We start from the raw sequence: 20,181 nt of genomic DNA on the forward strand, positions 1-20,181 counted from the left end.
ATAGGTACCTATAATTTAGCGGAAAATGCTTATGTTGAATATATCGATAAAACAAATAGCTTGTCTATTTGGGATGATTGCAGCGTTGTTGAGCGCAAGTTTTTCGGTTGAGGCTAATTATCAGCGTAATACTGCTCAGCAAGTTGAGAAGGTGCTTTATGGTAATGTAGAGTCAATTAAGCATATTACTGAAAAGCAGTTAGTTGAAGATCGCAATAATGGCTGGCGTACCTTTGGTGGCGCGTTAATTGGTGGCTTAATTGGTAACCAGTTTGGTAGTGGTCGTGGTAAGGATGCGGCGACGGTACTAGGCGCCTTGATTGGTGGCCGTGCTGCCAATGAATATCACAAACAGCCATACTATATAGAGCACAAGCTTATCGAGTTAATGATCAAGCAAGAAGATGGCACCCAAGTAATGGTGATTCAGGATCTAGATCCAGGTATGCCGTTAGCTGCAGGAGATGAAGTGCGTGTGGTGTATTTGCCAGGATTTGTGCGTGTTGATATTGCGATGTAGTATGCTAAGCGCATTAAAAAAGGAGCATTAAGCTCCTTTTTTAATGGTTGTCACTTACGAGACTATTTAGAAACCACGAGGTAGGGTATTTTTACCTGCGTTAGCAAGTTTTTGACGCCATAGCTGCTTAGGTGTTAGACCACCGTTTGCAGAAGTTGCTGGTTTTTTCTTTTCTGATTTAGCCGCAGCTTTTTTAGCAGGCTTAGCTTTTACTTCTTTTTTTACCGGCTCTGCTTTGGTTTCTTCAGCTTGTACAGGTGCTTCACCACCATCAAACTCAGCTAGCATTTTTTCTAGTTCGCTAAAACGAACCGATTTACCGCCATCAATTTTGTACCAGCTACCAGATTGCTCAATCGATACCGCTTTACCAGATTGTTTCTCTAGCGCAGCAGACAATGCGCTGATGACTTCTTCTTTGCTTAGTGCAGTCATTTTATCTATAACCTATTTTTAGGGTAAATTAATTTCAGCGGACAATTCTAATGGGGAATGACCCAAAAAGTCCAATTTCATTACTTTTTATGCCGTATTTGAGGCCAAAGTGGGGCTTTTTAGGTGATTTTTGATGATTGAGTATGATTAGTGCCGTACAATTTCACATATTAAACGTTAATGTAATAATAGCCTTATGACCATTTCTACAACTGAACTTACCCAATATTTAGCTGACTACCTACAAGTTGACCAATATAAAGACTACGCGCCCAACGGCCTTCAGGTACAAGGTAGTGAGCAAATTACTCGTATCGTGACCGGTGTAACGGCATGTCAGGCGCTGATTGATAAAGCGGTTGAAGTTAATGCAGATGCCATTTTGGTTCATCATGGCTTTTTCTGGAAAAGTGAGCCAGAAGTGTTAACGGGGATGAAATACCAGCGTATTAGCGCGTTAATTAAAAACGACATCAATCTATTTGGTTACCACTTACCGATTGATGGACATCCGCAAATAGGCAACAACGCTCAGCTTGCAAGTAAAATTGGCGTAGCCTTACCAAAAATCGCCGAGTCAGTTAAACAAAACCTGCTTTGGCATGGCGAGCTTGAACAAGCATTAGCTCCGCAGCAGTTAGCTAAGCGACTTAATGAAACGCTAGCGCATAAACCGCTTCATATTGGTGAAGCTCCTGAGCTAATTAAAACTGTTGCCTGGTGTACTGGCGGGGCACAAGATTATATAGATGCTGCAGTGGAATTAGGTGTGGATGCATTTATCAGTGGTGAGGTGTCGGAGCGAACATTCCATGCCGCTATGGAGCAAAACATTCACTATTTTGCCGCAGGGCATCACGCAACTGAGCGATACGGTATTCAGGCGCTTGGCGAACATCTAGCAGACAAATTTGGCCTAGAACATCAGTTTATTGATATTTACAACCCTGTATAAAGGTTTGCGGCTTTTGAGTTCGTTGAGCCTACTGAGATGTGAGTGCTGAGAGTTTTAAATGTCATTGCAACGTGAGCTCGTTACTAAAGTCGTCGGAACTGAAGAAAACCAGAATTTACAGGCAAAGCCAAATCGAATGATAACCACCTAATGAAGTAGGTGATTTAGGGGGAAACAAAAATGGCGACCAATTGGTCGCCATTTTTTAATGAATGCAAATGCGAATTACATGACGCGCATGCCAGGTTTTGCACCAGCGTGTGGCTCTAAGATCCATAGGTCTTTACCGCCTGGGCCTGCAGCTAGCACCATGCCTTGCGACTCACCAAACTTCATTTTACGCGGAGCTAGGTTAGCAACCATTACTGTGTGTTTACCAACTAGGTCTTCTGGAGCATAAGCAGACTTAATACCAGCAAATACTTGGCGAGTTTCACCGCCTAAGTCTAGCTCTAGGCGTAGCAGTTTATTCGCCTTCTCTATGTGCTCCGCTTTGGCGATCAGGGCGATACGTAAATCAACTTTCGCAAAATCGTCAAAGGTGATTTCATCGGCAATAGGCTCTTTTTCTAGCTCAGTTTGCTCAGCTTTTGCGGGTTCCGGCTGAGATACTTGTAGGTTTTCAGTCGACGCATCGATGATAGCCTCAATGCTCTTCATCTCAATGCGTTGCATTAGCGCCTTAAACTTAGCGATTTCATGGCCAGCAAAGTCATCGCCCATGTTGTCCCAAGTTAGTTCAACTTGTAAGAAGCTTTCTACGTCTTGAGCAAGTTTTGGCAGCACTGGTTTTAAATAAGTCACAAGAATGCGGAACAGGTTTAGCGCGTTTGAACAAACCTGGTGCGCGGCATCTTGCTGATCTTCTTGCTTAATTAATTGCCAAGGCGCAGCATCTGCCACGTAAGCATTAGCAATATCGGCAAGCGCCATGATTTCGCGCATCGCTTTACCAAATTCACGAGTTTCGTAAAGCTCGGCAATGGTTTCACGCTTAGCTAAGAATGAGTCGATAAGTGATTTATCTTCCACAGCAGCAAGTTTGCCGTCAAAGCGTTTGCTGATGAAGCCGGCAGTTCGTGATGCCAGGTTAACTAGCTTACCCACAAGATCAGAGTTCACACGCTGAGCAAAATCTTCAAGGTTTAAGTCTAAATCGTCAATACGGCTATTTAGCTTAGCGGCGTAGTAGTAACGTAGGTATTCTGGATTTAAGTTGTCTAAGTAGGTACGTGCCTTAATAAAGGTACCCTTAGACTTAGACATTTTCGCACCGTTAACCGTGACATAGCCGTGGGCGTATACGCTAGTTGGTTTACGAATTCCAGCGCCATCAAGCATGGCTGGCCAGAATAGGCTGTGGAAGTAGACAATATCTTTACCAATGAAGTGGTAAATCTCAGCGTCTGAATCTTTGCCCCAGTAATCATCGAAGTTAAGGTCGTCACGTTTGTCACATAGGTTTTTGAACGAACCCATGTAGCCGATAGGCGCATCTAACCAAACATAGAAGAATTTGCCTGGTGCATCTGGGATCTCAAAACCAAAGTAAGGCGCGTCACGAGAAATATCCCACTGTTGCAGGCCTTGCTCAAACCACTCATTTAGCTTGTTGGCCATTTCTTGCTGTAATGAACCAGACTGGATCCACTCTTTTAACATGCCTTCAAACGCTGGTAGGTCGAAGAAGAAATGTTCAGTGTCTTTCATTACTGGTGTTGCGCCAGATACAGCCGAATATGGGTTGATCAAATCTGTGGTGCTGTAGGTCGCGCCGCAGTTGTCACAGTTATCGCCGTATTGATCTTCACTCTTACACTTCGGGCAAGTACCTTTAACGAAGCGATCTGGCAAGAACATTTGTTTTTCTGGGTCAAACAATTGCGAGATGGTCTTGGTTTTGATGTAATCGCCATCACGAAGCTTTAGGTAGATTTGACTGGCCAGCTCACGGTTTTCATCACTGTGAGTGCTGTGGAAATTGTCAAACTGGATATGAAAATCTGCAAAGTCTTGCTCGTGTTCTTTTTGCACCTGAGCAATCATTTCTTCAGGTGTCATACCTAACTGCTGCGCTTTTAGCATGATAGGTGTGCCGTGAGCGTCATCTGCACAAATATAGTGGCACTCATGGCCACGTAATTTTTGATAACGTGACCAAATATCAGTTTGAATATATTCCAGCATGTGGCCTAAATGGATTGGGCCGTTAGCGTATGGAAGGGCACTGGTGACCAAAATTTTACGCGTTGAATTTGTCATTTTATCTCTATATCGATCTACTTCAAAAATATTGCCAAGATACTACCTGATTGCGGTCACCTTTTCATTATTAGATGATACAAATTCTTCAACAAAGCAGTAAATTGCTGCCTAAGTTCTGCTACACTAGCTCGAAATTACAATGAGGAGTTGATGTTTTGTCTAATCCGCATCCAGATTATCAGTTACCTGATCAATTATTGTCCCAAGTTCTTGCTATTCTCGACGATTTCCAAGACCCATATTTAAATAAGAGTTTCATTGCTGCAGGTTTGGTAAACAAACTTGCCATTGAAGATAAGCGCTTGCAGCTAGGTTTGGTATATCCATACCCATGTATGACTCAATACCGCGATACAGTTATGGCTGTGACCAACAAGCTCGCGGTATTGGATGAAATTGATGAAGTTGAATGTGAGATAGACTTTCAACCAGCAACATACTCAGCTATTACCTCAGTAGCGCCGGTCAAAAATGTTAAGCAAGTGATTGCTGTTGCCTCTGGTAAAGGCGGCGTAGGTAAATCAACCACCGCGGTTAACTTAGCATTAGCCCTTAAAGCAGAAGGTGCTAATGTCGGTATTCTTGACGCTGATATTTACGGACCGTCAATCCCTATCATGCTGGGTGTGCCGCACTTTAAGCCTCAGTCTCCAGATGGCAAGATCATGACAGCGGCCGAGGCTCACGGCATTGCTGCGCAATCAATTGGTTTTATGCTAGCCGATGAAGAAGCTGCGGTTTGGCGCGGGCCAATGGCTGCGGGCGCACTGTCACAACTGTTAAATGAAACCCAGTGGCCTGAACTAGACTATTTAGTTATCGATATGCCGCCAGGAACCGGTGACATTCAGCTAACCTTATCGCAAAAGTTCCCTGTAAGCGGCGCTGTGATAGTCACCACACCGCAAGATATTGCACTTGCTGATGCCAAAAAAGGCATCACCATGTTTAACAAGGTGAGTATTCCTGTACTTGGTATTGTTGAGAACATGAGCTTCCACTTATGCCCAGAATGTGGTCATAAAGAGCACCCATTCGGAACCCATGGTGGTAGTGCGATTGCTGAGCGATACAATGTGCCTTTATTGGGCGCACTGCCGCTAAATATTAATATTCGCGAGTCGATGGATGATGGCGCGCCATGTGTCGTGAGTCAGCCAGAAAGTGAAGTTGCGGGCATTTACCGCGAGATAGCTCGCAAATTAGGTGCACAGCTAGCCCAGCAAACGGTACAATCTAGCATCGCAATCAGTATTACAGACGACGAATAAGGTTTTATATGAATTCACAGCAATGTGTCATTATTGGAATTGCTGGCGCGTCTGCGTCTGGTAAGAGCCTAATTGCTAACACTATTTTTAACGAGCTATGCCGCGATTTGGGCACAGATCAAATTGGTGTGATCAATGAAGATGCTTACTACCGTGACCAGAGTCACCTCACCATGGATGAGCGTGTTAAGACTAACTATGACCATCCTAAGGCGCTTGATCATGAGTTATTGGCGAGCCACCTTCGCGAGTTAAAAGCACTAAAGCCGGTAGAGATCCCGACTTATAGTTACACCGAGCACACGCGTATGGAGCAAACCCAATGTATGAGCCCGAAAAAGGTGATTATTTTGGAAGGTATTTTGCTGTTAACCGATCCAAAATTGCGTGAGCTGATGGACGCGAGTGTATTCATGGATACGCCTTTAGATATTTGTTTTTTGCGCCGCCTACAGCGTGACGTGCAGGAAAGAGGGCGCACCATGGAGTCTGTAATTAGTCAGTACAAAGCAACGGTTCGGCCTATGTTCTTGCAGTTCATTGAACCGTCAAAACAATACGCTGATATTATCGTGCCACGTGGCGGCAAAAACCGCATTGCAATCGATATTCTTAAAGCGCGATTACAGCACTTGTTGGGCAAATAACCAATGGGCAATTAGCTGAGGTTAAAAGCATTGCTAATTAACCCTTGCTAATGCAGTCTAGAAAGAGCCGTTATTACGGCTCTTTTTTATATGAGATTTTGTACCTGCGTACTTATGGGATGAGTCATGACGCAAAACCTAGACACTAACGTATGGGTCAATCAAGATGAGGCTGGCACCATAAGCCCGTTTGATCGCGGACTTGCTTATGGCGATGGCTTATTTGCTACCATTCAAACAAATAATGGCGTTATTTTATTGCTTGATGCCCATTTAGCACGTTTGCATCAAGGTGCTGTTAGGCTCGGTATCAATTGGTCGCCAACTGAATCTTTTATTGCTCATCTAAAGCAACTGGCTGCTAGTAATCCTAATCATTGTATTAAGGTAATATTGTCTCGCGGCAATGGTGGGCGCGGTTATATGCCGCCAGAGCATGCAAAGCTTACCGAAATTACCTCGGTGCACCCGTTGCCTTCGCATTATCCGATTTGGCAGCGTGAGGGCATTAAGCTTGCGCTGTCTGAAGTTGAGCTTGGCAGACAACCATTGCTTGCCGGTATCAAGCACTTAAATCGTCTGGAGCAAGTGTTGATTAAGGCGCAGCCCCTTGCAAATGATGTTCAAGATTGGCTTGTTGTCGATACTCAAGGCAAAGTGATTGAATCGTCAATGGCGAACCTGTTTGCGATTAAATCAAGTAAGGTCTATACGCCGTCAATGGCATACTCTGGTGTGGCTGGTGTTACCCGTGAACGGGTAATTGATGCTTTGCTGCAATTTGGGCTGAGTGTGGAGTGTACTGAGTTTGATGTTACTTTCTTGCAAAGCTGTGATCATGTGATGCTCAGCAATAGTCTATTTGGCGTGGTTGACGTGACTACAATAGGTAACCAGGTTTTTGAGCGTTTTGCTGAAACTAAAAAGCTTACTGAGTTAATCTATGCAAACGAAAAGCGCTAACACAAATGCTTCGTGTAAGAGGTGGCAGTTAGAGGCACTTTAGGATTAATAGCTTTGAGCGAAAGGCAATGGTTATAATGGCGCGATTCAAGCTTAAGACCACTATGGTTGCCGACTTGCTAAAATCTCAGTGCTAAAAACTCAGCGCTTAAAAAGCGATAATGATTGATGACAATTATAATTACAGGTTATGACAAAAATAATTAAATGGATTTTAGCCAGTACCTTTACTTTGGCTAGTGTGGCGATTGTTGCTGCTTATTGGTTTACCCAACAGTTAAGTGCATTTCCACAGCAACAGCTTTCCCTTGATGCGCCAATCGAGATAGAGATCACTCGCGGTAATACTGCTATCGGTTTAGTTCATCGGCTACAAAATGATGGCTTAATCACCGATGCCTGGAAAATGAAATACCTGCTTAAACTTGAGCCACATTGGGCGCAAATCAAAACGGGATTATTTGCGCTACAGCCGGGTGACAACCTAGCGGACGTATTAAATCGCATTAAATCTGGTGAGCAAATGGTGTTTTCTGTCACCTTGATCGAAGGAAAAACCATTAAAGAATGGCAAGCATTGCTCAATGAACAATCAAGACTGACCGTCGATGAAGATGTGTTCAATAAGGTATTAGCAAAACACGGTGATACGTCTGGGCTTCCAGAGGGCAAATTTTATCCTGACACTTATCAATTTCATGCCGGCGACAGCGCGCAAAGTGTGCTTGAGCGTAGTTATTTGCGTATGCAGACGGAGATTGACAATGCCTGGCAACAACGTGATCCGCAGTTAAAGTTAAAAACACCTTATGAACTGTTGATCATGGCGTCGATTATCGAAAAAGAAACTGCGCAATCGACTGAGCGTGATTGGGTGTCAGCGGTGTTTAATAATCGTCTGAAAAAGGGCATGCGTCTGCAAACGGACCCAACCGTGATTTATGGCATGGGCGATCGCTTCAACGGTAATATTACTCGTAAAGACTTACGCGAGCATACGCCATTTAATACATATAGAATTAATGGTTTACCACCAACCCCAATTGCTGCGCCAAGCCGCGCATCGTTAATCGCAGCAGCCAAGCCTGCTGACGTCGACTATTTGTATTTTGTGTCGCGTAATGATGGCACTCATGTGTTTTCAACCAATCTTCGCGATCACAATAATGCTGTTAATAAATTTCAGAGAAACCAATAATGAGTTTAGGTAAGTTTATCGTCATTGAAGGCCTAGAAGGTGCGGGCAAGTCATCTGCAATCGAGTTAGTTAAGCAGGTTATCACCGAGTTTACTGAGCAAGAGCCAGTATGTACTCGCGAGCCTGGTGGCACTCCACTTGCCGAGAAAATGCGCGATTTAGTGAAAATTGCTGATGAATCGGATCCACTATGTGATGAAGCAGAGTGTTTATTATTCTATGCTGCACGTACCCAGCTTATCGCCAACGTCATCAAGCCTGCACTTAACAAAGGTCAATGGGTGTTGGGTGACCGTCACAACTTATCTTCACTTGCGTATCAGGGCGGTGGTAGAGGGTTAATGACACTCGTGCAATCTATCAGTGATATTAGCTTGCAAGGCTTCAAACCTGATTTAACCTTATACCTTGATATTGACCCTAGACTAGGGCTTGCTCGTGCAGCACAGCGTGGTGAGCTCGATCGCATCGAGACGCAAAAGATTGCCTTTTTTGATAGGGCACGTGAAACCTTCTTATCATTTGCAGATCAAGACGAATCAATTGTGGTCATTGATGCCTCACAGCCGATGGAAAAGGTGCATCAAGATATACGTAGCCAGCTTAATCAACATTTAGCAAATTTAAACTAGACGTTTGGGAAGGAAGACCATTGCCTTTTAAATCGAGCAGCCCAGATACTGCGCTAAATTCTATTGTGCTTAACCATGGCGAGCTGCCATGGCTTAGTGCAATGACGCAGCAGTTTTATCGACAAGTTGTTGATGAGCACTACAGTCATGCATACATGCTTAATGCCGATAAGGCTTATGGCGGTGAATTGCAGGCCAGTGTGATGGCGCAAGCTGTACTTTGCTATAACCCAAGTGAACAAGGCGCTTGTGGTCATTGTAAGAGCTGTCAATTGATTGCTGCTGGCTCACACCCTGATCTACACCTTGTGGCACCTGATGGGCATCAGATTAAAGTCGATCAAATTCGTCAGCTTTGTAGCAGTCTCAGCCAAACGGCTCAGCAGGGTGGGCGACGTGTTGCCGTTATTCATCAAGCAGAAAGACTTAACCTTGCCGCGGCAAATGCGCTGTTGAAAACATTAGAAGAGCCAGGTCAAGAGACCTTGATTATTTTGCAAGTGAATCATGGTGCTCAGTTGCTGGCAACCATTAAGAGTCGTTGTCAGGCTCTAGAGTTTACCCGCCCCAATAAAGCACAGCTGTTGTCCTGGTTAGGGGCATTGAATATTCAGCTACCGCTAGATAAAAACGATAAACCTCAAGATGTTACCTGGTGTATTGGCATTCTCGGTGGTCCAATTGCTTTGGTTGACAGTTTAGCTAACGGACGCTATCAACAATTACTTGCCTACCGACAGGATTGGGCACTTGCCGCTAAACAAGGCTATGTGAGTGGGGAACTTAGCAAGGTAAGTGAGGAGCAAATAATTGATGCTCTTAATGTTTTTTATTTGTACTTACGCCAATATGTGTTAAAAAATACCAAGACATCACCTTTTATTCAGGCTAAAATTATTTCACTTGCAGGTGAGGTGATGCAGATGTGTCAACGCTTGTCGAGTATGCCAAACGTCAATACGACGGCTTTATGTCAGCAGTACATCATTTCTTTTAGGCAACTAATTTTGTCTTAGCAACAACTATGTTATTGGAATATGTGAATTTATTATGGTCGATTTAGTTGTTAACTACGATACATTACATCAGCTTTACCGTGCTTATATGCCGTTTATTAAGCCCGCAGGGCTGTTTGTTGCAACAACAGAAAGCCACTTTTTGGGTCAAGAACTGACTATTTCTTACCGTTTACCTGGCGCTTCACAATCAAATGAGTTTCAAGGCACAGTCGTTTGGATTAATCCACTCGGTGCATCAGGCGGTCGTCCTGCCGGTATCGGTTTGAAGATCAACACCGAAGCGGAAAGCCATAAGCATCATATTGAAAAGCTATTGTCCCATGAGCTTTCTTCAGGAGATTTGACCTGCACTATGTAGGTCGGTATCCTCTGCGCTTTATTCACCATAGAACCTGCTAAACATGTTAATTGATTCACACTGTCACCTTGACCGTCTTAAATCTGCGCCAGATCAACCGAGTTTAAAAGCCATTATTGATGGCGCGAAAGCACGCGGCGTTGATTATTTTCTTTGCGTTAACGTGCGTCAGCAAGGTTTTGAAGCCATGCGCGATAAAGTGGCTGAATTTGAAAATGTGTTTTTATCTTCAGGCGTGCATCCGCTTGATGTGCAAGACGGCTTAAACGTGGAGCAAATTCGCCAATTCGCCGCCGAAAAGCGCGTGGTTGCGATCGGTGAGACTGGGCTAGATTATTACTATGCTAACGAAACTAAAGCTCTGCAGCAAAGCTGCTTTGAGCAGCAAATTGCACTTGCCGTAGATATCGATAAACCGCTGATTGTCCATACTCGTGATGCCCGTGAAGATACCATTGCTATGTTGAAAAACGGCAATGCTGACAAAGTAGGCGGGGTACTGCATTGCTTTACCGAGAACTGGGAAATGGCGAAAGCGGCTATAGACTTAGGTTTCTATATCTCAGTTTCAGGCATTGTTACGTTTAAAAATGCAGGTGAACTACGCTCGGTGATCCGAAAAGTCCCTAAAGACAGATTGTTAGTCGAGACTGACGCACCGTATCTTGCGCCAGTGCCGCACCGAGGTAAAGAGAATCAGCCAGCTTATGTGCGTGATGTTGCCGAGTTTGTTGCTGAGCTGCGTGGTGAAAAGTTTGGAGATCTTGCCAACTACACCACAGAGAACTTCTTCAACTTGTTCACTCAGGCTAAAAGCCTTATTTAGTTTGAGTTTGAATTTCTTCTTAAGTTAACAGCGCCAGTTTCTAAATAACTGCGTTGCTACAGTAAGCCTTAACATTGAATTATGTTAAGGCTTTATTTTTTGGTGACAGGCTACAAATTTCAGACAAAAAAAGACCCAAAACTATCCAATTGTTTTGGGCCTAGGGGAATGGCTCTTCTCAGAGCCGTGCGCTATCTTCAATTCAAGATGAATAAATTATAGACAGTGATTTTGGTTTTGCACAAATTCTACACAAGTTTTGCACAGTTTTTTGTTGATAAAAATGTATCTATTTATAACCTATTGAATTAGCGTTTCTTATTTAACTGGCAGCTTTCGTTTGATCAATAGTGATAAACCCTGTCGTGGACTAAATCTCTTGGTAAGCCATTTTTTAGTCTGTGACCGAGAAACTTCATTACACCTAAAGTAACTTGATGTAAGGTGACGATTAACTCGCCATTGTTGTAGCTCGCAAGCTTTGTTTGTTGAGCGTCGTTTAGTTCGCTAACTTGAATATCGCGCCCCATTAAAAATAGTTTGGCTTGTTCTGGGGTGAGCTCAAATCTGTGTTGAGTATCAATTTGGTTGTTGGTGTCTACTGTAGTTAAAGCAATCACTGCCTCGTGACGGATTTTGAAGCCCTTTTTCAAAATATCGGCCAGCTTGAAGCCAATCCGCTGAAAGCGCATCTTACCGACAAACTCATCGAATGCTTGCGGGAATAACCAAATTTCTTCATCGCGGACTTTGGCGTTAAAGTGCTCAGGTATCGATAACCCAATGTTATCTAGGTAGACTTGCAGCTGCGAAAGTTGCTTACTACTGATATCGCTAAACGGGAATTTGCGTTGCGGCTTTGGTTGCTTTTTAGCTCGTTCAACTGAAGTTAGCTTGTTGATTTTGGCAACAAAAAAGCCCTCGCTATCATAAATTTGCGGCCAAACATGTAGAAAGCCTTCTTCAGTTGTGGCCTTGTCGGCATCTTCAAACAAGTTAGCCAAACTTTCAAACTCTACTGCTTCACCAAATACTTGCTTGAGGTGATGACATACAGCTTGGTTTTCAGCGCGGCTTAATGTACAGGTTGAGTAAACTAAACTGCCACCGGGTTTTAAGGCTAAAAATGCAGATTCGATGAGATCTTGCTGGGTATCACCAATTGCTTCGACATCACTAATGTCCCAACTTTTTAGTGCATTAGCATCTTTACGCACCGTACCTTCACCGCCACAAGGCGCATCGAGTAAGATAGCGTCAAATTGCTCATACATGTATTCGCCAAACACACGACCGTCAAAGTGGGTGAGGGCGCAGTTACTTACGCCCATACGCTGAACATTAGCGTGCAGCACTTTTACTCGGCTAGACGAGTACTCATTGGCAACGAGTAGCCCTTGATTGTTCATTAAAGCGGCGAGCTGAGTCGATTTAGAGCCTGGCGCTGAAGCAACATCGAGCACATAGTGATCACTAAAATCATCGTTATCACATGCTGAGAATAATGCGGTTGGCGGCAACATAGAGCTGGCTTCTTGAATATAAAACAGGCCTTGCAAGTGCTCGACAAGATTACCCAGGTTTGCGTCATCTTCAACGGTTATCCAAAAGCCAGAGTCGCACCAAGGAATAGGCTCAAATTGCCAACCATGGGGATGCATTAACTGCTTAAACTCGTCTACCGAAATTTTTAAGGTATTCACTCGGATTGATTTACGCAGTGGGCGCTGACAATATTCAATTAAATCATCAATATTGAGGTGTTCAGGCAGCTCTTGCTCGATATGTTTGATAAAGTTAGGGTTGATATTTGCCATTGAGTTTTGCGGTCATGCTAAGTTTGCAGCGATCATACCTTAACTGGCTGCACTTGTATGCGAAAGCGTGATCTAGTTTGGTTGAATTGACTTGAAAATCAACTATTGCATCAACGCTGATAAATAATTGGAGCTTGTGTGTTAAATCGAGTTTGGTTTACGTTTTTTATCGTCGCTGCACTAGCGATAACCGCTCAGCTTTTTTCGGGCAATACTCAGGTTCTGCATGAAAGTGTCGCTGGCATTTTCGCTAGTGCTAAGCTGGCTGCGGAAATCTCGCTTGGCTTAATCGGCGTACTTGCACTGTGGATGGGGCTAATGCAAGTTGGTGAGAAAGCTGGCGTTGTTGGTGTATTTGCCAAAGCCTTTGAGCCCTTGCTTGCCAAATTAATGCCAGAGGTGCCAAGAGGGCACAGAGCATATGGCAGTGTGACGATGAACCTCACTGCGAATATTTTAGGGCTAGATAACGCAGCTACACCACTGGGCTTGAAAGCAATGAACGATTTGCAATCGCTTAACCCAAACAAGTCCGTTGCCACCAACGCCCAAATATTGTTTTTGGTGCTCAACACATCCTCAGTCACCTTAGTGCCGGTCACGGTTTTTCTATACCGAGCACAGCAGGGAGCGACGGCGCCAGCAGATATTTTTTTACCGATTTTATTAGCAACAACATGCTCAACGCTGGTGGGCTTAATCATTGTCGCCTTAGTGCAGAGGATATCTTTACTTAACACAGTGGTACTTGGCTATGGCATGGTGATAGTTTCCCTGCTTTGCGCGTTAGTTTGGAGCCTCGTTGGTTTAACAAGTGAAGCGATTGGTGCGGTTTCTACAGCATTAGGTAATGGTATTTTGCTATTACTTATCTTGAGTTTTGTGCTGGTAGCTGGCGTTAGGCGTGTTGCCGTGTATGACGAGTTTATCAGTGGTGCTAAACAAGGGTTTGAGCAAGCAATTAAGCTTATTCCATACCTACTTGCCATGTTGCTCGCGATTGGCCTGCTTAGGAGTTCAGGAGCACTAGACTATTTACTCAGTCTGGTAGCCGCAATAGTCAGTGCATTTGGCGCCGACACTCGGTTTATTGATGCGATGCCAACAGCCTTGATGAAGCCATTTAGCGGCTCGGGTGCGCGGGCTATGATGCTGGAAACCATGCAGCATCATGGCGTTGACTCTTTCGCAGGTAGACTAAGCGCAGTATTGCAGGGTAGCACTGAAACCACCTTCTATGTATTAGCTGTGTATTTTGGCTCAGTTGGGATCAAACATGGTCGACATGCTTTGGGCTGTGGACTTGCCGCAGATTTTGCTGGGATTGTCGCTGCGATATCTGTTTGCTATTGGTTTTATGGCTAGGGTAAATTTGTGTTTGATGGTTTTATGTAAGCCAAGTTAATCCTAGTAAAGTTACGCGGATAAAGCGCATATGTTTGAAAGTAAAAAAGCCAGCGTGACTGCTGGCTTTCGTTATAAAAAGATAAGAGTTAACGTTGCTGCTCAGGTGACCAATCTTGCCATTCCTTGTTCATTTTATGGTGCAGGATAAAGCGTGAGCCTGAGGTGAGTTTGTTGTTATCGGTTGTGATCTCTTCAGTCACTACTGAGATGCCACCTGCTAGCAAGGTTTCTAATGACCCTGTTTCGATTTGCGCGCCAGAGAATAAGCCTACTTCTAGCTTGATCCCAGATGCATCCCAGAACTTACTACTTTGGTTTATCAAGAAAGTGTATTCTTTTTCAATGTGGCCAAAAATTTCCACATGACTGCCACTGCTACTTAGTTGGTAACCGTCGATTTGACCAATGGCAATGCCGCGGTAAAACACAGGTGTGCCTTGTTTAATTGAGCCGAGTTGTTCATCTTTTAGGACGAAATCAACCGAGCCAGATGGGCGATGGGAATCAAACTTGGATTCAAGGTTAACCTTAAAACTACGGGCTTTGGTATCGGCGCTACCTGGTAGTACTCCAAGATAAGGGCCGGTAATTAAAGTATCAGGAGCTTCTATGCCAGCAAGCGAAATGCTGGCATCAACAATATAGTATTCACTGTCGGACTTACTGAAGTGATCAGCGTATTCACCATATAAATAAGCGTTTGCCTGAATGAATGCTAAGTCACTTTGTAGCTTGACTTGTTTCACAAAGCCGATTTGGTGCCCTTGATAACGAATAGCTGCGTTGTCATTGAGTTTGACACTAGCCGGCACAGTAAGAGTGACCAGTTGCGCTTGACGCATGGCAAGCTGTTTATCTTCATAAAGCAACCCTTTAGCGCTTGGTTGAACCTCTATGCCTTCATCTATCATGCCGAGAGAAATGCTACCTTTAATTGCGCCGGCCAAAGGCGCTACGTCGACTTCTACGCCCGCAAGTGACGCATTTACGCTAAGGGCGTTGTTACGCCAAAAAACGGTACGTTCATTTATCAACTTTTTATATTTGGGCTCAATAGCCAACTCAAACTCGAAGCTATCTTGCTCGGCTATCCAGTCAATACGGTTGATATGGCCGATCACCATTTTCTTGTAGTAGATAGGAGAATCCACAGACAAGTCAGCACCGTTGTTGGCGCTTAAACTCAGTTTGTGCATTTTTGCCAGTCTAAATTCATCTTGTGCGACATCACCTGACTCGTACAGCTTCATTTGCGCATTTGCTTGTACACTCTCACCTTTAAAGCTAGGTATTAAACTAATTGCACCCTTCATAAACGTATTAATATCGCGGGTTTTGACACTTACCTCATCAAGCGATGCCTTTATGTCTAAAGCCGCTTCATGAACGAAGTAACTTCCTTGGGTAAGTAGCTTTTTATATTCAGGGTAAATCTCAATTTGATAGCTAACTTTATTGAAATCGTCACTCAATGCTATATCTAGTACTTCACCGATAGGCAACTGTTTATAGCGAATTTGCGCGCCAACGCTGACACCTGTGTGAATGTCAGCACTTAATGTGAGTGGTAGTTTGTCTGCTAGTAATAAGTCAGGTTGCTCAGCTTGCAGTTCAAAGTAAGCCGGTAATGATTCTTTGCTGTTACCAGGTAAAATATTGATGACATGGCCTGTAACAAGACGTGAAAGATGTTTGACTTCATCAAGGGAGATGTGCGCGCCAGCAAGCCAGAACTGACTGTCTGCGGTTAGTAGCCCTTGGTATTCTTGCTCAAGCTTGGCATCCACAGCAACCTTGTCACCGTCAAGGGTAACCTGAGTGACTTCACCGACCGTTAGTCCGCGGTAAACAATTTGCGTACCTTTACTTACATCATCGCCAGTGTCGATTTTGAATTTTAATTCAATACCGTCAATGGCGAGTTCTTGTGAGTCGTATAATTGGTATTGATCGCCATAAGTGGCTTGTTCACCGTCGCCTGAGCTAAAGCTAATGCCGCCGGCAAGAATAGATGCAATACTTTCGGTGTTAACGCTAATGCCTGACAAAGACGCGTCAACTTTTAACCCTGAAACATTCCAAAAGCGTGAGTCTTGTTTAACTAGGTGAGCGTATTGATCTTCAATAAAGCTATTGATGATGATGGTTTTATCGTCTTGAAGATGAAAGCTAACGACATTACCAACAGGAATTTGTCTGAAGAAAAGTGGTGAGCCAACGTCAAGTGAGCCAAGCTTATCCGCCTTTAACGAAATCACCATTCCCCGAGAACCTGGAAGAATAGCTGGTGCAGATTGCTTGGCAACAAAGTCTGTAGTGGCTTTACCTTCACCTGGCTGAACCGCGATATAATTTCCCGAGAACAAGGTGTCTAGTCCTTCAATTCCAGTGATACTTGCCTTTGGTTTAACCAGCCAAAATTGACTGCTTTCGTTTAAAAATGGCTCTGAACGGTAGTCCATTAATACACGCACATTTACCCCGACCAAGTCATCATCGAGACTAATGTCAGTCACTTTACCTACGGTGAGACCTTGGTATTTGACTAGGGTTTTACCAATTTCGATACCAGCGGCATTTGGGAAGTGAATCTGAATTTCAACGCCGGCTTCTTTTACGCTTTTATATCCAAGCCAGGCAGCCAGTACAAGCGCAACAATAGGTAACAGCCATACTGGAGAGAATAATTTCTTTTTAACGATCTTAGGTGATTCACTTTGCGTCATTTTGAGGTTCCAAACGATCCCATAGTAAGCGAGTATCAAGTACTTTCGCTGCTAATTGTGTCAGCAATATAACTAGTGCAAATGCGGTAGCTGCTGGGGCGGGTTTTGCATCGAGAAGCTGCCCCATATTAACCAAAGCTACGGTAATAGAAATAACAAACAAATCTAACATCGACCAGCGGCCAATCCATTCAATTATATGAAAGCCTACCATTAATTTCTTCTTAGAAACTGGTAAGTTAAAGCTAATCGCTGTTAAATAAATCGCAAGTCCAATGATTTTTAGCCATGGCACCAACACACTGGCGGTAAATACAATGATGGCAATCGGGATCATGCCAGTTTTTACCAGGTGTACGGTGCCACTGAAAATGGTGTCATTAGTAACGACGCCGCGATTAGTAATCAATGTAATTGGATAAATGTTGGCAAGCACCAACAAGATAACCGCTGTGATTAGTAAAGCCCAGCTTTGGCCGATACTCGCATAATTTCGAGTTGCTAACGGGGCATGACAGCGGGTACAAGAGCCGTTACTTGTTAGGTTTATCTTGCGGCAGACTTTACAAAGGCATAAGCCCTTATTCATACCTTGAATCTGTGTTTGATTGTCTAGGGAAGAGCTAGTTGTCATCTAACAAGCCCCACATATGTTCAAGGTTGTACTCTCGTTGTAAAAACAACAGCAATAAAAATAACATGGTAAAACAAAACGTGCCCATGCCCATGTGTACGTCGGCAAAATCAGACAGCTGGAAAGCCGAAACTAAAAAACTCAACACGTATATTTCAAGCATGGTTAACTGTGATAACAGCCCTTGCTGTTTAAGTAGCATCCGCAGAGTTTTCTTACCAAGTTCTAAATGCAGGGCAAATTTTGCAATACATACTTGCGCGAGTATTGAGCTAAGTAGTAACAAGGGCGCGATTACCGCTGATATCGCGACCGCGACTCCAACAACCCAATAACCTTGGTCGCCCACAGCGATTGCAGCTTGAAATGCTGTGGTGTTACGTATGCTGCCAAGGAAGTGGATTTCAAGCACTGGTAGCAAGTTGGCGGGGAAAAACATAATTAACGCAGCAATACACAAAGCCAGCATACCGTTAATTGAGCAGTAAGGTGTATCGTAAAGCGCCGTACCACAACGCGGGCACAGTGCTCTAACTGGCGAGGGTAGTGCGCGCTTTTGTACCACCAAATCGCACGAGCGGCAAAGTACATGACACTGATGCTGATCCGTATGAGCCATATTGACCGTGAAATCCCTATATCGTGTGAACCATCAAAGATTGAGCAAACAAATAAATTGCTCAAGATCACATTGCATAAAAATTAAATAATATCAGATTAATCAGAATACTTGCATCATAACTTCAATGTATGAGAACCTTGTTTACTGTATATAAAAACAGTAGCGGAGGAATCATGGCTGTTATCACCAAATTCGTCGTAGTCAGAGAAGGGGAAGAGAAGATGACCTTCACAACCAAAAAAGAAGCCGATGCCTATGACAAAATGCTCGATATTGCGGATAACCTGATTCCGTTTCTAGAAAAATCAGAGTTAAGTTTAGATGAAACAGCTTGTGAGCAACTGGCATTTTATCTTGCACAAAATAAAGATGAACTCGGCAATTTGTTAAAAGGTGTGGTAAAACCTAAACCCGCTCCTGCGAAAAAAGCAAAAGCTAAGCAAGAGTCTGAATAATTACTGATTTTACGTCTAGATAAAGGCAACACGATGAAGCAAGAGTTTTATGATGTACTAAACCGTCAAGTAACTGCATTATTTGAAGGTGAAGATGACTTAGTTTGTGCCATGGCCAATTTCTCTGCGCTGTTAAATGACAACTTAGAAGACATTAATTGGGTTGGTTTTTACCTGCTTAAAAATGATCAACTGGTTCTTGGCCCATTTCAAGGCAAACTTGCCTGCACACGTATTGCCTTAGGTAAAGGTGTGTGTGGTACTGCCGCGCAGCAAAAGCAAACCCAACGTGTTGCAGATGTGCATCAATTTGCCGGACACATTGCGTGTGATGCAGCCAGTAACTCAGAAATTGTGGTGCCGTTTTGCAATGACGGTCAGCTGATTGGGGTACTCGATATCGACAGCCCAAGCTTTGATCGTTTTGATGAGCAAGATCAACAAGGCTTAGAAATGCTCGTTTCTAGCTTCGAAAAAGTCTTATTTGGTTAGTTTGCGACCAATATTACGTAATTCTAGGTCGCAATCGTCGTCATGAGCTTTATAATAAGCCGCTACTTGCAGCCTTGTGTTTGTGCGCAACTGGCGGCGAGTATTTTGTTAAGGATTGTTTCATTTCCTTTTGCAAAATATATTATAGTGCTAATTTGTAGGTTAAGAGCTAGGTAAACAATGCGATGGTAAACATGCTGTCGCGACCATTAAGCGCTTAACAAAAGATGAACGACTCGTGGTAACCACTACCTTAAGAGTCCCTTTTATTAACGTGGAAGTAATGATGGAATCAACAGAAAAGTTGACCGACACTAACGCTATTTTAGCGTATTTATACGAAACCTTTCCTTTATGTTTTATTAAAGAAGGTGAAACTAAACCTCTAAAAATTGGTTTATTTCAAGATTTAGCTGAACGGTTAGCTGATGATTCTAAAGTAAGTAAAACTCAGTTACGTGTAGCGCTAAGACGCTATACCAGCAGCTGGCGTTATTTAAAAGGGATCAAAGCGGGTGTTCAACGTGTTGATCTTGATGGCAATGAATGTGGTGAGCTTGAGCAAGAGCATATTGAACATGCTCAAACTACATTAAAGGAAAGCCAAGAAAAGGCTAGAGCTAAGCGTCAAGCACAAGCGCCTAAGAAAGATGCCGCGAAACGAGCGCCACGTAAAGATACTAAACGTGCAGTTAACAAGCGTGTACCGAGCAAAAAAGATCGTCCGGCTAAAACACCGCCAGTTGATTTGAACTTAACTCAGGCCAACATGTCTGATCTAAAACAAGATCAACGCGTAAACGTAAAATTAGGTGCTGCACCAGTAGCTGGTGTGATCACTGACATCAAAAAAGATGATGTTCAAGTTCAATTAGATTCAGGATTATCTGTAAAAGTAAAAGTTGAACACATCTTGGTATAAATAAGGAGTAACTTGTT

At 43.5% G+C, this 20,181-nt stretch carries 20 protein-coding genes; 14 read left to right on the forward strand and 6 right to left on the reverse strand.

The window, feature by feature from the left end; all coding sequences use genetic code 11:
- Nucleotides 1–73: 73 nt before the first annotated feature.
- Nucleotides 74–520: an outer membrane lipoprotein gene (locus EXU30_RS19195; RefSeq protein ID WP_242620434.1), complete on the forward strand. Its 447-nt coding sequence runs from the start codon at nucleotides 74–76 to the stop codon at nucleotides 518–520.
- 66 nt (nucleotides 521–586) lie between these two features.
- Here the strand turns inward: EXU30_RS19195 and EXU30_RS19200 are convergent, their stop codons facing one another.
- A complete protein-coding gene (locus EXU30_RS19200) occupies nucleotides 587–955 on the reverse strand; it encodes a hypothetical protein (RefSeq protein ID WP_130602787.1) in 369 nt (122 codons plus the stop codon).
- Between the two features lie 202 nt (nucleotides 956–1,157).
- Between EXU30_RS19200 and EXU30_RS19205 the strand changes: the two genes are divergently transcribed.
- A complete protein-coding gene (locus EXU30_RS19205; RefSeq protein WP_130603633.1) occupies nucleotides 1,158–1,910 on the forward strand; it encodes a Nif3-like dinuclear metal center hexameric protein in 753 nt (250 codons plus the stop codon).
- Nucleotides 1,911–2,135: 225 nt separating this feature from the next.
- Here the strand turns inward: EXU30_RS19205 and metG are convergent, their stop codons facing one another.
- On the reverse strand, nucleotides 2,136–4,172 hold the full coding sequence (metG, locus tag EXU30_RS19210; RefSeq protein ID WP_130602789.1) for a methionine--tRNA ligase: 2,037 nt from the start codon (nucleotides 4,170–4,172) through the stop codon (nucleotides 2,136–2,138).
- Nucleotides 4,173–4,330: 158 nt separating this feature from the next.
- On the opposite strand from metG, the gene apbC reads away from it, so the two are divergent.
- The 8 genes from apbC to EXU30_RS19250 all read left to right on the forward strand — a co-directional run bounded on the left by apbC (nucleotide 4,331) and on the right by EXU30_RS19250 (nucleotide 11,089).
- The gene (apbC, locus tag EXU30_RS19215) at nucleotides 4,331–5,446 is read left to right on the forward strand and encodes an iron-sulfur cluster carrier protein ApbC (protein ID WP_130602791.1); all 1,116 of its coding nucleotides are present in this window, start codon (nucleotides 4,331–4,333) and stop codon (nucleotides 5,444–5,446) included.
- Nucleotides 5,447–5,454: 8 nt separating this feature from the next.
- Nucleotides 5,455–6,093 (forward strand): uridine kinase, encoded by a 639-nt coding sequence (udk, locus tag EXU30_RS19220; protein WP_130602793.1) that lies wholly within the window; start codon nucleotides 5,455–5,457, stop codon nucleotides 6,091–6,093.
- A gap of 126 nt (nucleotides 6,094–6,219) precedes the next feature.
- Complete coding sequence (pabC, locus tag EXU30_RS19225) at nucleotides 6,220–7,056, forward strand: aminodeoxychorismate lyase (RefSeq protein ID WP_130602795.1); 837 nt, start codon at nucleotides 6,220–6,222, stop codon at nucleotides 7,054–7,056.
- 190 nt (nucleotides 7,057–7,246) lie between these two features.
- The gene (gene mltG, locus EXU30_RS19230) at nucleotides 7,247–8,254 is read left to right on the forward strand and encodes an endolytic transglycosylase MltG (protein WP_130602797.1); all 1,008 of its coding nucleotides are present in this window, start codon (nucleotides 7,247–7,249) and stop codon (nucleotides 8,252–8,254) included.
- Nucleotides 8,254–8,886 (forward strand): dTMP kinase, encoded by a 633-nt coding sequence (gene tmk, locus EXU30_RS19235; RefSeq protein ID WP_130602799.1) that lies wholly within the window; start codon nucleotides 8,254–8,256, stop codon nucleotides 8,884–8,886. Before mltG ends, tmk begins: the two co-directional genes overlap by 1 nt.
- 101 nt (nucleotides 8,887–8,987) lie before the next feature.
- On the forward strand, nucleotides 8,988–9,902 hold the full coding sequence (gene holB / locus EXU30_RS19240; protein ID WP_130603635.1) for a DNA polymerase III subunit delta': 915 nt from the start codon (nucleotides 8,988–8,990) through the stop codon (nucleotides 9,900–9,902).
- A gap of 34 nt (nucleotides 9,903–9,936) precedes the next feature.
- Nucleotides 9,937–10,263, forward strand: coding sequence for a PilZ domain-containing protein (locus EXU30_RS19245; protein ID WP_130602801.1), 327 nt, complete (start codon nucleotides 9,937–9,939; stop codon nucleotides 10,261–10,263).
- Between the two features lie 43 nt (nucleotides 10,264–10,306).
- A complete protein-coding gene (locus tag EXU30_RS19250) occupies nucleotides 10,307–11,089 on the forward strand; it encodes a TatD family hydrolase (protein ID WP_130602803.1) in 783 nt (260 codons plus the stop codon).
- A gap of 344 nt (nucleotides 11,090–11,433) precedes the next feature.
- Here EXU30_RS19250 and rsmF read toward each other — a convergent pair whose 3' ends face one another.
- Entirely contained in the window at nucleotides 11,434–12,906 is a 1,473-nt protein-coding gene (gene rsmF / locus EXU30_RS19255; RefSeq protein ID WP_130602805.1) for a 16S rRNA (cytosine(1407)-C(5))-methyltransferase RsmF, read from the reverse strand.
- A 138-nt stretch (nucleotides 12,907–13,044) separates the two neighbouring features.
- Between rsmF and EXU30_RS19260 the strand changes: the two genes are divergently transcribed.
- Nucleotides 13,045–14,271, forward strand: a complete 1,227-nt coding sequence (locus EXU30_RS19260) for a nucleoside recognition domain-containing protein (protein ID WP_130602807.1) — start codon at nucleotides 13,045–13,047, stop codon at nucleotides 14,269–14,271.
- A gap of 128 nt (nucleotides 14,272–14,399) precedes the next feature.
- Here EXU30_RS19260 and EXU30_RS19265 read toward each other — a convergent pair whose 3' ends face one another.
- From EXU30_RS19265 to EXU30_RS19275, 3 genes are read right to left on the reverse strand one after another with little or no spacing between them, the layout of a single operon-like run.
- Nucleotides 14,400–17,039, reverse strand: a complete 2,640-nt coding sequence (locus tag EXU30_RS19265; protein WP_130602809.1) for a PqiB family protein — start codon at nucleotides 17,037–17,039, stop codon at nucleotides 14,400–14,402.
- Nucleotides 17,026–17,673: a paraquat-inducible protein A gene (locus tag EXU30_RS19270; protein WP_130602811.1), complete on the reverse strand. Its 648-nt coding sequence runs from the start codon at nucleotides 17,671–17,673 to the stop codon at nucleotides 17,026–17,028. Before EXU30_RS19270 ends, EXU30_RS19265 begins: the two co-directional genes overlap by 14 nt.
- On the reverse strand, nucleotides 17,663–18,292 hold the full coding sequence (locus tag EXU30_RS19275; protein ID WP_130602813.1) for a paraquat-inducible protein A: 630 nt from the start codon (nucleotides 18,290–18,292) through the stop codon (nucleotides 17,663–17,665). Before EXU30_RS19275 ends, EXU30_RS19270 begins: the two co-directional genes overlap by 11 nt.
- Before the next feature lie 176 nt (nucleotides 18,293–18,468).
- On the opposite strand from EXU30_RS19275, the gene EXU30_RS19280 reads away from it, so the two are divergent.
- From EXU30_RS19280 to proQ, 3 genes are all read left to right on the forward strand, one after another.
- Nucleotides 18,469–18,750: a YebG family protein gene (locus EXU30_RS19280; protein ID WP_130602815.1), complete on the forward strand. Its 282-nt coding sequence runs from the start codon at nucleotides 18,469–18,471 to the stop codon at nucleotides 18,748–18,750.
- Nucleotides 18,751–18,783: 33 nt separating this feature from the next.
- Nucleotides 18,784–19,242 (forward strand): GAF domain-containing protein, encoded by a 459-nt coding sequence (locus EXU30_RS19285; protein ID WP_130602817.1) that lies wholly within the window; start codon nucleotides 18,784–18,786, stop codon nucleotides 19,240–19,242.
- Between the two features lie 286 nt (nucleotides 19,243–19,528).
- Nucleotides 19,529–20,164: an RNA chaperone ProQ gene (gene proQ / locus EXU30_RS19290; protein WP_130603637.1), complete on the forward strand. Its 636-nt coding sequence runs from the start codon at nucleotides 19,529–19,531 to the stop codon at nucleotides 20,162–20,164.
- Nucleotides 20,165–20,181: the final 17 nt, after the last annotated feature.

Origin of the sequence: Shewanella maritima (genome assembly GCF_004295345.1) — a bacterium.
Classification (GTDB): Bacteria; Pseudomonadota; Gammaproteobacteria; order Enterobacterales; family Shewanellaceae; genus Shewanella; species Shewanella maritima.

What these genes read in the sequence shown, in the direction of transcription:
- mltG (WP_130602797.1), top strand. Translation starts at nt 7,247, where the DNA reads ATGACAAAAATAATTAAATGGATTTTAGCCAGTACCTTTACTTTGGCT.
- EXU30_RS19275 (WP_130602813.1), bottom strand. Translation starts at nt 18,292, where the DNA reads ATGGCTCATACGGATCAGCATCAGTGTCATGTACTTTGCCGCTCGTGC.
- metG (WP_130602789.1), bottom strand. Translation starts at nt 4,172, where the DNA reads ATGACAAATTCAACGCGTAAAATTTTGGTCACCAGTGCCCTTCCATAC.
- tmk (WP_130602799.1), top strand. Translation starts at nt 8,254, where the DNA reads ATGAGTTTAGGTAAGTTTATCGTCATTGAAGGCCTAGAAGGTGCGGGC.
- EXU30_RS19285 (WP_130602817.1), top strand. Translation starts at nt 18,784, where the DNA reads ATGAAGCAAGAGTTTTATGATGTACTAAACCGTCAAGTAACTGCATTA.
- EXU30_RS19200 (WP_130602787.1), bottom strand. Translation starts at nt 955, where the DNA reads ATGACTGCACTAAGCAAAGAAGAAGTCATCAGCGCATTGTCTGCTGCG.
- EXU30_RS19265 (WP_130602809.1), bottom strand. Translation starts at nt 17,039, where the DNA reads ATGACGCAAAGTGAATCACCTAAGATCGTTAAAAAGAAATTATTCTCT.
- rsmF (WP_130602805.1), bottom strand. Translation starts at nt 12,906, where the DNA reads ATGGCAAATATCAACCCTAACTTTATCAAACATATCGAGCAAGAGCTG.
- EXU30_RS19270 (WP_130602811.1), bottom strand. Translation starts at nt 17,673, where the DNA reads ATGACAACTAGCTCTTCCCTAGACAATCAAACACAGATTCAAGGTATG.
- EXU30_RS19250 (WP_130602803.1), top strand. Translation starts at nt 10,307, where the DNA reads ATGTTAATTGATTCACACTGTCACCTTGACCGTCTTAAATCTGCGCCA.
- udk (WP_130602793.1), top strand. Translation starts at nt 5,455, where the DNA reads ATGAATTCACAGCAATGTGTCATTATTGGAATTGCTGGCGCGTCTGCG.
- proQ (WP_130603637.1), top strand. Translation starts at nt 19,529, where the DNA reads ATGGAATCAACAGAAAAGTTGACCGACACTAACGCTATTTTAGCGTAT.
- pabC (WP_130602795.1), top strand. Translation starts at nt 6,220, where the DNA reads ATGACGCAAAACCTAGACACTAACGTATGGGTCAATCAAGATGAGGCT.
- holB (WP_130603635.1), top strand. Translation starts at nt 8,988, where the DNA reads ATGACGCAGCAGTTTTATCGACAAGTTGTTGATGAGCACTACAGTCAT.
- EXU30_RS19195 (WP_242620434.1), top strand. Translation starts at nt 74, where the DNA reads ATGATTGCAGCGTTGTTGAGCGCAAGTTTTTCGGTTGAGGCTAATTAT.
- EXU30_RS19245 (WP_130602801.1), top strand. Translation starts at nt 9,937, where the DNA reads ATGGTCGATTTAGTTGTTAACTACGATACATTACATCAGCTTTACCGT.
- EXU30_RS19280 (WP_130602815.1), top strand. Translation starts at nt 18,469, where the DNA reads ATGGCTGTTATCACCAAATTCGTCGTAGTCAGAGAAGGGGAAGAGAAG.